Here is a 13,604-nt window from a genome sequence, read left to right as displayed (position 1 = left end):
CGCGCCCATCGTCTAGAGGCCTAGGACACTGCCCTTTCACGGCGGCAACCGGGGTTCGAATCCCCGTGGGCGTGCCAATTCAAAAACCTGCTTGTTTCAAGCAGGTTTTTTTATTATGAGCCGTCATTCCCGCAACCTTTCGTCATTTCCGTAATTTTTTGTCATTCCCACAACCCTTCGTCATTCCCGTGAAAACGGGAATCTAGAATCTCGGACTTTCAGACGACTTTTAAATATTTCCGCCGCCCCGAAGGTCTGGATTCCCGCCTGCGCGGGAATGACGGAATTTTAGGTTTCTGTTTTTATGGGAATGACGGCTGAGGGTGGGCGATGCCGTCTGAAGCCCGACAAGGCATTTGATGCCGTCTGAAGCCCCGTCATTCCCTGATGTCCGCAACCTTCCGTCATTCCCGTGAAAACGGGAATCTAGAACCTCAAACTTTCAGATAATCTTTGAATATTGCTGTTGTTCTAAGGTCTGGATTCCCGCCTGCGCGGGAATGACGATTTGGAAATTGCCCGAAACCCAAAAACAACTGAAACCGAACACACTGGATTCCCGCCTGCGCGGGAATGACGGTTTGGAAATTGCCCGAAATCCAAAAACAACTGAAACCGAACACTCTAGATTCCCGCTTTCGCGGGAATGACGGAATTTTAGGTTTCTGTTTTTATGGGAATGACGGCAGAAGGTGGACGATGCCGTCTGAAGCCCAACAAGGCATTTGATGCCGTCTGAAACCCCGTCATTCCCCCTGCTGTCCGCAACTCTTCGTCATTCCCGTGAAAACGGGAATCTAGAACCTCTAAATTTTCAGATAACCTTTGAATATTGCTGCTATCCGACAGTCTGGATTCCCGCCTGCGCGGGAATGACGATTTGGAAATTACCCGAAACCCAAAAAAAAACGAAACCGAACACACTAGATTCTCGCTTTCGCGGGAATGACGGCGGTGGGAAAATGCCGTCTGAAACGCGAAACGGTTTCAGACGGCATTTTTGCCTTAACATTCAAACAGCCGGCGGTTTACCAATAACCCAAAGCTTTCCACCACAAAATGCCGACTGTGGCGAAAATCAGGATTTCGATAACGCTCATAATGAAGCCCGCCTTCCACCATTCGCCCATATTGACGTAGTTTGAGCCGTAAATCACAGGCGCGGAACCGGTGGCGTAGTGGGTCAGCGACATCATAATGCCGGTGGCGGCCGCCATCATCAGGGCAAACAGCATAGGCGGCGCGCCCAATGCCAGACCTGCGCCGTAAAACGCGCCGAACATCGCGGTAACGTGTGCCGTGCCGCTGGCGAAAACGTAGTGGGCGTAGAGGTAGGCAAGCATCAGCAGGGCGCAGCCGGCTTCCCAACCCAAGCCCAAATGGGCGATACCGCTTTGCATAGATTCGGACAACCAGCCGATAAGCCCCAGTTTGTTGAGGAAGTTTGCCATCATCACCAAGGCGGCAAACCAAACGATGGTGTCCCACGCGCTTTTTTCCTTCAGCGCGTCGTCCCAAGTCAGTACGCCGCTCAAAAGGCAGAGGCTCAGGCCGAGGAAGGTGGTGGCGGTGGCATCGACTTTCACGCCGAACAGCATTTCGGGAATACCCGCCCACAACAGCAGCAGAATCACAAAAATGCCGAGCATCATTTTTTCGTCGCGCTTCATCGCGCCCATTTCTTTCAGTTTTTCTTTGGCAAGGGCGGTCGCGTCAGGCGTTTGTTTGATTTCGGGCGGATACAGGAAATACAGCACCGGCGGCATCAGCAGCATCGCAATCAGGCCGGGTACGATCATCGCCAGGAACCAAGTGCCCCAAGAGAGTTGGATTTGCGAATTGGTGGCTTTGGCAACCAGTTCGACAACCAGCGGATTGGGTGCGGTGGCGGTGATAAAAATCAGGCAGGTAATCACGTTGGCGTGGAAGTTGACCAGTGAAAGGTATTTGCCGATTTTGCCTTCCGTCCCTTTTTCAGGATCGGAGTCGAAACTCAAGGCGATGGATTTCATAATCGGATGCACAATCGCCCCGCCGCGCGCGGTGTTGCTCGGCGTAACCGGACCGATGACCAAGTCGGCTAGTGCCAAACTGTAACCCACGCCCAGCGTGCGTTTGCCGAAAAGGGAAATCAAAAGGTAGCCGATACGCATCCCCAAACCGGTTTTCAACAGGCCGCGCGAGATGATGATGGCGATACCGATCATCCAGATTAACGAGTTGTTGAGGCTGCTCAAAGCGTCTTTGGTCGCGTCGGCGGCTTTTTCGTTGGTTACGCCGGTCAGCGCGACCAAGGTAATGCCCAAAACCGCCATTGCGCCGATGGGCATCGCTTTGCCGATGATGCCGGCAATGATGCCGACGAACAGTGCCAGAAGATGCCACGCGTCGGGCGATACGCCTTGGGGAACAGGGATGACGAACCAGATAAGCAGCGTCAGCGCGAGCGCGGCCGCCGCAGGGATTGGCTTGAAGCCCATATTAGTCTCCTAGTTTGAAGTATCGGGAAAATCGGGTTTCAGACGGCGTGTGCCTGATTTTAGCGGGGGATGCCGTCTGAACGTGTTTTGCGCCGTTCTCTTTTTCAGACGGCATTTCTTGAGTTTTGCGTTTTGCACTTTGTGTTTTGCCCTCTCCCTAACCCTCTCCCTAACCCTCTCCCACGGGGAGAGGGGATAATGGCGTTGAAAACCAACCGTTATCGGGTTTCCTGCAATCCGTTCCCCATACTGTGTGAGAGGGGATAATGGCGTTGAAAGCCAACCGTTATCGGGTTTCCTGCAATCCGTTCCCTCTCCCTGTGGGAGAGGGTTAGGGAGAGGGCAAAACCTCAAGATACGCCGTATCGTTTTCCTTCCGGCAAGTGATTTACGTTGTAACCCCCGACAAATGCTTAAACCCCAATCAATTTGTCGGCCGACAACCCTACCTGCCGTCTGAAACGCCTTAGCGGCTTAATCCTGCCCCGCCGGCAGTCCGTACTCTTCGGGGAAGGTACGCAGCGAGCTTTGCAACACGGTAACCGCGCCGTCAATCAGGCCGCAGCGGCCGCTTCGCGGCAGCAGTTGGCACAGGCTTTGCAGGGCGCGGAGGTCGTCGGAAGTGCCGATGCCGGTGTCCACGCGGTTGAGCAGGCGGGAAAGCTGGAACGTACCGCCTTTGCACGGCGGGCATTGACCGCACGAGTTGGACGCAAAAAATTCCACATATTCGGACACTTTACGCACCACACTCGTGCCTTCGGAAATCACAATCATCGCGCCGGTACCGAGGCTGGATTTGCGTTCGCGCACGGACACGAAGTCCAAAGGCACATCCAAATCTTTCACGGTCAGAAGCGTGTTTGACGGGCCGCCGGTAAATACGGCTTTAAACGTGCGGCCTTCGAGCATACCGCCGCCGTGATCGTAAATCAGCGATTGCAGGGTCGTGCCCATCGGCAGTTCGTACAGGCCCGGATTCAATACGTCGCCGGAGAGCGAGTAGAGTTTTGTACCGGCCGCATCGCCCAAACCCAGCGATTTGTACCATTCCGCGCCTTTGGCAAGGATTTGCGGGATGTTGGCGAAGGTTTCGGTATTGTTGATCAGGGTCGGCTCGCCGTTGACACCGCTTTCGGCAGGGAACGGAGGCTTGCGTCGGGGGAAGGGGAAACCGCCTTCCAACCAAGAAATCACGGCGGTTTCTTCGCCGCCGATATAGCGGCCTGAAGTTTCAACCAGTTGCAAGTCCAAAGGTTTGCCCAAGTAGTTCTCGATACGGATAAACAAATCGCTGTTTTTCCATTGTTCGATGGCGGGTACGATGGAGGCAATGGATTCGGTCTGGTGCGGGTTGACATACAAAACCGCTTTGTTGGCGCGGCAGGCGACGGCGGCAATCAATACGCCTTCGATGACTTGGTGCGGCGTTTTCGCCAGCAATACGCGGTCTTTGAATGTACCCGGTTCGTCTTCGTTGGCGTTACAGACGACGTATTTGTCGCCGTGTTTGCTTTGGGCGGCAACCGCCGCCTCCCATTTGCGCCAGGTCGGGAAACCTGCACCGCCCATACCGCATAGGTTGGCATCTTGCAGTTTGGAAACAATGCGTTGAGGATCGGCAAGCGCAGCCAGCAGGCCTTCGCCGCCGCCGACTTTGCGCCACGCGGTCAAATCCGCGCCGACTTGGCGGGACGGGTGCAGTAAGTTTTGATTGGCTTGGTTCATGATTGTTGCTCCTGCAAACCGGCATGTTCGCGCAAATCGAATTTGCCGTAGTCGGGATATAAAACGGGGGCTTTGATGTCGCCGGTCAGTCCGGCGCGGGTCATTTCGCGTTGCAGATCGTGGACGTGTCCGACACCGCCGCGCACTTTTTTCAGCGGCAGGCCGCAATTTGCCGCAGCCTTACCGGCGCGGCGGCCGAAGCTGATGATGTCCAAAAGCGCGTTGCCCATCAGGCGGTTGCGGCCGTGGATGCCGCCGGTTACTTCGCCGGCGCAATAGAGGCCTTCCACACAGGTTGCGCCGTCGCCGTTGATTTCGACGCCGCCGTTTTGATAGTGAAGGGTCGGATGAATCATCATCGGCTCAACAGCAGGGTCAATACCGCATTTGTGGGCGACGTGGCCGAGCGTAACCAAACGGTTCAACACGTCGGGGTCGTTGGCGATCAGGCGCGGGGTATCGAGGAACACGCCGACTTGTCCGTCGCGTACCACGCCACGGCCTTCGCGGCATTCGCGCAAAATGGCGGCGGCAACCACGTCGCGCGGCTGCAATTCGTCAACGAAACGCTCGCCCAAACCGTTGACCAGTTTGGTGCCTGCGGAACGCACGGCTTCGGAAATCAGCGCACCTGCCAAGTGTGGCGGATGGGCGACGCCGGTCGGGTGGTATTGGAAAGAATCGACATCGCGCAGTTTCGCGCCGATGCGGTAAGCCATCACCAGGCCGTCTGCAGTCGCGCCATAGTGGTTGGATGTGGCGAAACCTTGCAAATGCAGCCGTCCGCTGCCGCCGGTTGCCAATACCACGGCTTTGGCGTGAACCAATACCAAGGAGCGTTTTTCCAAATCGTACAAAATCGCGCCGACGCAGCGACCGTGTTCGTCCGATAATAATTCGATGGCGGGGTGGCGGTTGAGCTGGGTGATGTTTTCGTCGAGTTCGACTGCTTCGCGCAGTACGCGCATCATTTCGAGGCCGGTAAAGTCGCGGTAGCTCAAAATACGCGGCACGGTCGTACCGCCCGCGCGTTTTCGGCTTAGCATACCGTTGCTGTCCGCGCCATTGGCAAGGTCGAAGGTCATGCCCAAGCCGATCAGCCAGCGGATGGCGGACGGCGCGTCGGTAACCATTTGTGCCACCAATTCTTTTTTGCCTGCATTGTGGCCGCCTTTGACGGTGTCGTCAAAGTGCTGTTGCAGGCTGTCTTCCGCGCCGACTGCCGCCTGAATGCCGCCTTCCGCCATCACGGTATTGCTGTCGCCGATACGCAGCTTGTTCGCCATAATCACACGCGCGCCTGCTTCGGTTGCAGACAATGCCGCCGCCGCGCCCGCACCGCCGCCGCCGATAACCAGTACGTCGGTGTTCAAATGTTCCGCGCCCGACAAATCATAATCGTCAATCAGAGGCTGACTGATTAAGAGTTTCGCCAAATCAGGATGGCAGTAATCGCCGGCGTTCGGGCCGATGGGCAGCTTCACGCGTGCATTTGCCTGATAATCGGGATGGAATTGGCTCAGCAATTCGTTTTTTTCCGGCAGGTCGCCGCGCAGTTCCAATGAGGAAGCACGCAGGTTGGCAAGGGCGGTTTCGTAGTCGATGCCTTGGATTTTGTTTGCCATCACACTGCCTCCCCTTCAAATTCGACTTTCATTTTGCCGCTGTCGATTTCGCGCAGGCGGCGCATCAAATCCACAGGGCGCAGCGTGCGCGCCGCTTTCATGCGGCGGGCGAACAGGCCTAAGTGGTTCGGACGGATGTGTTCGGGGCAGGAGAGGGTGCAGAGGTTGCACATCACGCATTGGTCGAAGGTCAAAGCCGCCGCGCCGAAATCGCCGGATACCACTTGCGCCACGCCGTTTTCCACTTCCAAGCCTTTGGGGCAGGCGCGGTTGCAGCCGCCGCAATGGCGGCAGTTTTGCGCTTCGGGGAAGGCTTTTGCGGTGTCGTCCAGCCAGTTCCAGCCGTCGCCGACCTCGCCCACGTCGTAATACTGGATATGCTCGGGAATGAAGTAGTCCAAGAAACTGACCTGCATCCCTTCTTCGACTTTGGTTTCACACGCCAGCGCGGTGGTTACCTCGCGCTCGCCTTCCTTGCGTATCATGCAGCGGCACGAACCGCACACGCCCTGCCCCATGCAGCCGACATTGGCGGTAATCGCGCTGCCGGAACGGGCGTAGGCTTGGATAATGGACGAATCGGCGGAGGCCTTGACCTCGTGTCCGTCTATGGTCAGGGTTAACAAATTTTCACTCATGGCAGTGTCCTGTTGGAAGGATAGTAGATTCGGTATTGTGTATTTTTGTTACACAAGAGAAACAAGAACTTCCTCTCGCGCACTATGAATATGTTTATAACTTAATGTTTCTTATGTGAAACATAGTTTATCAGAATTTACGCCTTCCCGTTACTAAACTACAAAATTACCATAGAAACATATATTGTTGACAAAATTTATGTATGAAATTTTAAAATATACTTACTTTTCAATAAGATTATAAAGAATGCCGTCTGAAAAGCAGAAAAAACAAACAGAAAAATACAACCCATTCTCATTATTGCAAGACGGTAAAAAATACATATATTGCTGTAATATATGTATTTTTTTGAAAATTCTGATATTTGGAAAATAAGTTGTAAAATTTCAAAAAGTCAAATGCGTTTGACTTCAGTCAAAATTTCCTCTTTCGTATATGACAACTCCCTGCCGTCGTTATATCCTTTAATCGATTGAAATCAGTTTGAAATTATTGAAAATAATTTTTATGCCGTTAAAACGGATATTCGGACAGGTTCGGACGGTATTTATAAAAAACCTAAAATTACCAAACATATTTGTAGTTTTATTTCCATCATAGGCAACAGGCAAAGATTACGAATATCAAAATCCGAGTAAAACAGTATTTTATTAAAACAAATTTATAATCAAGAGATTAGAATTATGTATTGTCTTTACCGTACAAACGCTGGCACTATTTCAACCTGATAAAAAAACAGCCTTCAAAAAGGTTGTTTAAAACAGCAGCAAATACTTACCGCTACAACCTTGAAAAGGAACACAATCATGACCGTCATTAAACAGGAAGACTTTATCCAAAGCATTTGCGATGCCTTCCAATTCATCAGCTATTACCATCCGAAAGACTACATCGACGCGCTCTATAAGGCGTGGCAGAAGGAAGAAAATCCCGCCGCCAAAGACGCGATGACGCAGATTTTGGTCAACAGCCGCATGTGTGCGGAAAACAACCGCCCCATCTGTCAAGATACCGGTATCGCAACCGTCTTCCTCAAAGTCGGCATGAACGTCCAATGGGATGCGGACATGAGCGTGGAAGAGATGGTTAACGAAGGCGTACGCCGCGCCTACACTTGGGAGGGCAACACCCTGCGCGCTTCCGTCCTCGCCGATCCGGTCGGTAAACGCCAAAACACCAAAGACAACACCCCCGCTGTCATCCATATGAGCATCGTGCCGGGCGACAAAGTCGAAGTAACCTGCGCGGCAAAAGGCGGCGGCTCTGAAAACAAATCCAAACTCGCCATGCTCAATCCTTCCGACAACATCGTCGATTGGGTGTTGAAAACCATTCCGACTATGGGTGCGGGCTGGTGTCCTCCCGGTATCTTGGGCATCGGCATCGGCGGTACGCCCGAAAAAGCCGTGCTGATGGCGAAAGAATCCCTGATGAGCCACATCGACATCCAAGAATTGCAGGAAAAAGCCGCGTCCGGCGCGGAATTGTCCACCACCGAAGCCCTGCGCCTCGAACTCTTTGAAAAAGTCAACGCGCTGGGCATCGGCGCGCAAGGTTTGGGCGGTCTGACCACCGTGTTGGACGTGAAAATCCTCGATTACCCGACACACGCCGCCTCTAAACCGATTGCGATGATTCCCAACTGCGCCGCAACCCGCCACGTCGAGTTCGAATTGGACGGCTCAGGTCCGGTCGAGCTGACCCCGCCGCGCGTCGAAGACTGGCCCGATTTGACTTACAGCCCCGACAACGGCAAACGCGTCGATGTCGATAAGCTGACCAAAGAAGAAGTGGCAAGCTGGAAAACCGGCGACGTATTGCTGTTGAACGGCAAAATCCTCACCGGCCGCGATGCCGCGCACAAACGCCTCGTCGATATGCTCGACAAAGGCGAAGAGTTGCCCGTCGATTTCACCAACCGCCTGATTTACTACGTCGGCCCCGTCGATCCGGTCGGCGACGAAGTAGTCGGCCCGGCAGGTCCGACCACCGCTACCCGCATGGACAAATTCACCCGCCAAATGCTCGAACAAACCGGCCTTTTGGGCATGATCGGCAAATCCGAGCGCGGCGCGGCCACCTGCGAAGCCATCGCCGACAACAAAGCCGTGTACCTCATGGCAGTCGGCGGCGCGGCATACCTCGTGGCAAAAGCCATCAAATCCTCCAAAGTCTTGGCGTTCCCCGAGTTGGGTATGGAAGCGGTTTACGAGTTTGAAGTCAAAGACATGCCCGTAACCGTCGCCGTGGACAGCAAAGGCGAATCCATCCACGCCACCGCCCCGCGCAAATGGCAGGCGAAAATCGGCATCATCCCCGTCGAATCTTGAGGCACCATGCCGTCTGAATGCAAAATCTGCCTTCAGACGGCATTTCCGCCCCCGGTTGCGGTACAATCCACCATTTCATCACCCGGCGACCCACACCGTGAAAATCCTCATTTTAGGCAACGGGCAGGTAGGTTCTACCGTCGCACAAAACCTTGCCGCCATACCCAACAACGACGTAACCGTTATCGACATCGACGAAAAAGCATTGCAGGAAACAGGCAGCCGCCTCGATGTCCAAACCGTTTTCGGCAACGGCGCATCCCCCTTCACACTAGAACGCGCCGGCGCGGAAGATGCCGACTTGCTGCTCGCGCTCTCCCGCAGCGACGAAACCAACATCGTCGCCTGCAAAGTTGCCGCCGACCTGTTCAACATCCCCGGCCGCATCGCGCGCGTCCGTTCCAGCGAATACCTCGAATACCTCAGCCCCAAGCTCGAAAACAACGAAAACGGCAGCCTTTCCATATTCGGCATAACCGAAACCATCAGCCCCGAACAGCTCGTTACCGAACAGCTTGCCGGCCTGATAGACTGCCCGGGCGCATTGCAGGTTTTACGTTTTGCAGACGACCGCGTGCGGATGGTCATCATACAGGCGCGGCGCGGCGGGCTGCTCGTCAACCGCGAAATCGCCGACATCGCCCAAGATTTGCCCGACGGGGCCGACTGCCAAATCTGCGCCGTTTACCGCAACAACCGCCTCATCGTCCCCACGCCGCAAACCGTCATCATCGAAGGCGACGAAATCCTGTTTGCCGCCGCCGCCGAAAACATCGGCGCGGTCATACCCGAATTGCGCCCCAAAGAAACCAGCACCCGCCGCATCATGATTGCCGGCGGCGGCAACATCGGCTACCGCCTCGCCAAGCAGCTCGAACACGCATACAACGTCAAAATCATCGAATGCCGGCCGCGCCGTGCCGAATGGATAGCCGAAAACCTCGACAACACCCTCGTCCTGCAAGGTTCGGCAACCGACGAAACCCTGCTCGACAACGAATACATCGACGAAATCGACGTATTCTGCGCCCTGACCAACGACGACGAAAGCAACATTATGTCCGCCCTTTTGGCGAAAAACCTCGGCGCGAAGCGCGTCATCGGCATCGTCAACCGCTCAAGCTACGTCGATTTGCTCGAAGGCAACAAAATCGACATCGTCGTCTCCCCCCACCTCATCACCATCGGCTCGATACTCGCCCACATCCGGCGCGGCGACATCGTTGCCGTCCACCCCATCCGGCGCGGCACGGCGGAAGCCATCGAAGTCGTCGCACACGGCGACAAAAAAACTTCCGCCATCATCGGCAGGCGCATCAGCGGCATCAAATGGCCCGAAGGCTGCCACATTGCCGCCATCGTCCGCGCCGAAACCGGCGAAGTCATTATGGGACACCATACCGAAACCGTCATCCAAGACGGCGACCACATCATCTTTTTCGTCTCGCGCCGGCGCATCCTGAACGAACTGGAAAAACTCATCCAAGTCAAAATGGGCTTTTTCGGATAAACCGCCCCATTCCGGACACATTGCCGCCGCATCGGGATGCCCCATCCCCCCGTTTGCCGTCATTCCCGCGCAGGCGGGAATCAAGTGTGTTCGGTTTCGGTTTTTTTTGGGTTTTCGGGTAATTTCCAAATCATCATTCCCGCGCAGGCGGGAATCCAGACCTTAGAACAACAGCAATATTCAAAAATTATCTGAAAGTTTGAGGTTCTAGATTCCCGTTTTCACGGGAATGACGAAAAGTGGTGGGAATGACGGAGTTTCAGACGGCATCGTCCCCCACCGTCATTCCCGCGCAGGCGGGAATCCAGACCTTTGGGCAACAGTAATATTCAAAGGTTGTCTGAAAGTTTGAGATTCTAGATTCCCGCTTTCGCGGGAATGACGGGGTTTCATACGGCATCGCCCGCCTGTTTTGATATGGCGGCAAACCTCCCCGACAAAAAAACAATCCGGAACGCGTCTGACCGTTCCGGATTGTTTTCAGGCGCATCCGCGCATCAGAACATACTGCGCACGCCCATATTGACCTGCCAATTCTGCCGCATCTTGTGCATCGAAGACCTTTGCGCCTCAAAATAAAGCTGCCGTCCGTTTCCGGCATTGCGGCTGACCACGCCCAAACCGTATTCCAACCAGCCGCCACGGTGTTTGAATTCCTCCACGGCAGAGCCGTTGAACCTGTGGCGGATCGTGCCGATAAATTCGCGTTTGTACATCAGTTTGCCGTAGATGTTCAGCCTGCCGCCGTCCAAACCGTCCACGCCCGCCCGAAAGCCGAACCGCCCCATCAGGCTGCGGAAGTTGTCCGTCTCGGCAGACAGACCGTTTGACAGCGAAAAGCCGTAGCCGCGCGTAAACCAGTAGGACAACTGCGCTTCCGGCTGCCACCAATAGGTTTTGCCGCCGTCCTGTTTTTCCATCCGCCTGCCGGTTTCGGCGGAAAGCATATAGGCATTCAGGCGCGCCTCGTCCGATTCGACACGTTTGCCGGAGTAATTGGTCAGCCCGTAGCTGCCCTTATATCGGGCGATGTTGGCGACCAAATCGTAATATGCCCTGCTTTCCCGATTGAGCCAGGTGGAATAAACGCCTGCCGTCCTGCCATAGATTTTGCCGATGCCGGCGTAGTCTTCGGGGGTGTAGGACGATTGGAGGTGGCGGAGCATCAGCCCTTTGTAATGAATCCATTTGTCGCCGAACCCCGTCCGGTTGAAGCCGCCGGCAAAGCCCCAATAGCGGTTGCCGTAGCCGCCCACGCGGTAATCGCTGCGGCTGCCGGCGAATTTTCCGCCGACGCGTTTGAGCCAGACGTTGTTGTCTTCCTGCGGCGTTCCGTCGGCGTGGATTTCGCCCATACGCTGCACCAGCGTTTCATCGGAAACCGCGTTCAACTGATATAACGCCTCGCCGAAAAGGACGCCGCTCGACGCACCCGTCGACAATGTTGCCGCGAAAAGGTAGTGATCCCGCTTGCCGTCGGGGTCAATTTTGACATATTTGGAGTTTTCCGACTCGCCCAAGGCAAAACACCACCCTCCCTGTTCCGTACATTTGACGTGCAGTTCGTATGACGCTTTTGTGTTTTCGGCATCGCCTTTGTTTTCGACCAGCTTTAAAAATTCCTTGCCGGTCGTTTTTGCCTTGGCATTGTCTTCATATTCGATGATGTGTACGCCTTCGCTGCCTTCGCGCGTAATCAGCTTGTCCGACTTGCCGCTGACGATGTCGCCCTGCATCTTGAACACGCCGCCGTTTCCTTTCAGGCTGGATACGGAGACGTTTACATTCCTGCCGCCGTCCGAAAAGCTCACTTCCGCGCCGTTGCTGATGTCCAATCCGTTGATTTTTGAAGTATTCTGCACATTCCAGCGCGCGCCGTCCTTCATCGTCATATTGATGGATGACACGCTGTCTGTACGGTCTTCCTCAAACAGGGGCTGCCCGCTGGGCGGATTATCGGGGTCGTCGGGATCGCCGGTATATTGTCGTTTGCCGATATGGGCTTCCCCGTTGAGATAAGAATTTTTGTTTTTCAGGCTTAAATTTATCACGCCGCCGTTGAGGACGTGGATGTCGCCGTCGATTTGCACCGTTCCGTCGCCCTTGATGTCCACGCTGCTGTTTTTACCGTCCACATTCAAAGCATCGCCGATGGATTTTTGTTTCCCACTTTCTTCAAGCACCGGCTGCATGTCGATTTTGACATCGCTATGGAAGGTGGCGCGGTTGTACGAATCTTCCGGCACATCCTCGCTGTTGCCGTTTTTTTTCGGCAGGTTTCCCACATAAACACCATAGTTTTCGGCATTCTTCTGATTGCCGCGATCCACCTTGATGCTGACCCCGCCGCGAAAATCCATTTCGGTCTGGTTGACGACCGTTTTTCTCGGTCCCGACGTACTGATGGTTACATTCTTATATTGCGTTATCGAGATGCCGCGCCCGCGCGTATACCCCGATTTGACGTATATGTTCAGATTGGAACCTGCTTCCGACTCGATTTTGGTATGGTTTTTGTATCCTTCGGAATATTTGGTTGTATTATTCTTAAATAACTGTATGCCGTTCAGTTCGAGTGGGTTGCTGCCTACTTTGGTGCCGTCTGTATAAAGATAGTTGTTTCCCTTAAAGGTCAGGGTTGTGTCCGACATACCTAAGCCGGAGGCTGTCAAAGTGTCGTTTGCGAAAATAGCATACTTTGAAGAGCTATTTTTGACCGATACGTTTTCCAAGGTAATATTGTTGCCCTTTGCCTCATAGCTTTTGTCTGCAAACAAAATCCCGGCATTTTCAACAGTTGACGGAAGTGTGTATCGACCGCCGTTCACCGACCCTGTAGGTCTTATCTTTTCGATGGTCCAATGCGCGGGCTCTTTCAACACTTCGCCCCTTGCATCTTTCAACGACGCTTTACCACTTACATCTGTCAAATCTTTTTCACCGAGAGAAGGGTTGCCCTTGACGGTAATGATATTTTTCGCGCCTTTGCCATTGGCGGCAATAACCAGGGAATTAATCGGCGTAACGGCAGTTTCACCCGAATAATCGAAAGTATGTTCGTTGGTCTGATTTCTGGTCGCTATCGCCGCCGTATGATTGGGTTTTTCCAAAATCGTACCGGGAGCGGCAATGCTTTTTTCCATACCCGCAGCCAGCAGGCAGGAAGAAAGGAGGCAGCGGGCGATTGTTTCATCTTTCATAAGTTTTCCACACTTCTTGCATATTATCCTTAATTTTATACCAATCGGGTAATCTAATCCAAAAAAAAAAAAAAAAAAAAAAAAAAAAAAAA

The 13,604-nt window shown here is 54.0% G+C and carries 7 protein-coding genes and 1 tRNA gene; 3 read left to right on the top strand and 5 right to left on the bottom strand.

Translation table 11 applies throughout. The features are described 5' to 3' along the window. Position 1 precedes the first annotated feature (1 nt). Positions 2–77 (top strand) — tRNA-Glu (locus Q3O06_RS08125). 951 nt (positions 78–1,028) lie between these two features. Here Q3O06_RS08125 and Q3O06_RS08120 read toward each other — a convergent pair. From Q3O06_RS08120 to Q3O06_RS08105, 4 genes are all read right to left on the bottom strand, one after another. Further along, positions 1,029–2,480 (bottom strand): DASS family sodium-coupled anion symporter, encoded by a 1,452-nt coding sequence (locus tag Q3O06_RS08120; RefSeq protein ID WP_301818372.1) that lies wholly within the window; start codon positions 2,478–2,480, stop codon positions 1,029–1,031. Positions 2,481–2,954: 474 nt separating this feature from the next. After that, complete coding sequence (locus tag Q3O06_RS08115) at positions 2,955–4,208, bottom strand: complex I 51 kDa subunit family protein (RefSeq protein WP_301818371.1); 1,254 nt, start codon at positions 4,206–4,208, stop codon at positions 2,955–2,957. Beyond that, positions 4,205–5,833, bottom strand: a complete 1,629-nt coding sequence (locus tag Q3O06_RS08110; RefSeq protein WP_301818370.1) for an FAD-binding protein — start codon at positions 5,831–5,833, stop codon at positions 4,205–4,207. The genes Q3O06_RS08115 and Q3O06_RS08110 overlap by 4 nt, the downstream gene beginning before the upstream one ends. Beyond that, on the bottom strand, positions 5,833–6,471 hold the full coding sequence (locus Q3O06_RS08105; RefSeq protein WP_118793195.1) for a 2Fe-2S iron-sulfur cluster-binding protein: 639 nt from the start codon (positions 6,469–6,471) through the stop codon (positions 5,833–5,835). Before Q3O06_RS08105 ends, Q3O06_RS08110 begins: the two co-directional genes overlap by 1 nt. 807 nt (positions 6,472–7,278) lie before the next feature. Between Q3O06_RS08105 and Q3O06_RS08100 the strand changes: the two genes are divergently transcribed. Beyond that, positions 7,279–8,802, top strand: a complete 1,524-nt coding sequence (locus Q3O06_RS08100) for a fumarate hydratase (protein WP_301818369.1) — start codon at positions 7,279–7,281, stop codon at positions 8,800–8,802. Positions 8,803–8,899: 97 nt separating this feature from the next. Beyond that, on the top strand, positions 8,900–10,312 hold the full coding sequence (gene trkA / locus Q3O06_RS08095) for a Trk system potassium transporter TrkA (protein ID WP_301818368.1): 1,413 nt from the start codon (positions 8,900–8,902) through the stop codon (positions 10,310–10,312). A gap of 497 nt (positions 10,313–10,809) precedes the next feature. On the opposite strand, the gene Q3O06_RS08090 is transcribed toward trkA, so the two are convergent. Then, on the bottom strand, positions 10,810–13,512 hold the full coding sequence (locus Q3O06_RS08090) for an autotransporter outer membrane beta-barrel domain-containing protein (RefSeq protein WP_301818367.1): 2,703 nt from the start codon (positions 13,510–13,512) through the stop codon (positions 10,810–10,812). Between the last annotated feature and the right edge of the window lie 92 nt (positions 13,513–13,604).

Source organism: Neisseria maigaei (assembly GCF_958267405.1).
GTDB lineage: Bacteria > Pseudomonadota > Gammaproteobacteria > Burkholderiales > Neisseriaceae > Neisseria > Neisseria bergeri.
The sequence above is the reverse complement of the archived record's forward strand: the minus strand, read 5'-3'. Positions and strand labels throughout refer to the sequence as shown.

Bases quoted from the DNA above. Each gene is read 5' to 3' on its own strand.
- Q3O06_RS08090 (WP_301818367.1), bottom strand. From the start codon at position 13,512: ATGAAAGATGAAACAATCGCCCGCTGCCTCCTTTCTTCCTGCCTGCTG.
- Q3O06_RS08115 (WP_301818371.1), bottom strand. From the start codon at position 4,208: ATGAACCAAGCCAATCAAAACTTACTGCACCCGTCCCGCCAAGTCGGC.
- Q3O06_RS08100 (WP_301818369.1), top strand. From the start codon at position 7,279: ATGACCGTCATTAAACAGGAAGACTTTATCCAAAGCATTTGCGATGCC.
- Q3O06_RS08120 (WP_301818372.1), bottom strand. From the start codon at position 2,480: ATGGGCTTCAAGCCAATCCCTGCGGCGGCCGCGCTCGCGCTGACGCTG.
- Q3O06_RS08105 (WP_118793195.1), bottom strand. From the start codon at position 6,471: ATGAGTGAAAATTTGTTAACCCTGACCATAGACGGACACGAGGTCAAG.
- Q3O06_RS08110 (WP_301818370.1), bottom strand. From the start codon at position 5,833: ATGGCAAACAAAATCCAAGGCATCGACTACGAAACCGCCCTTGCCAAC.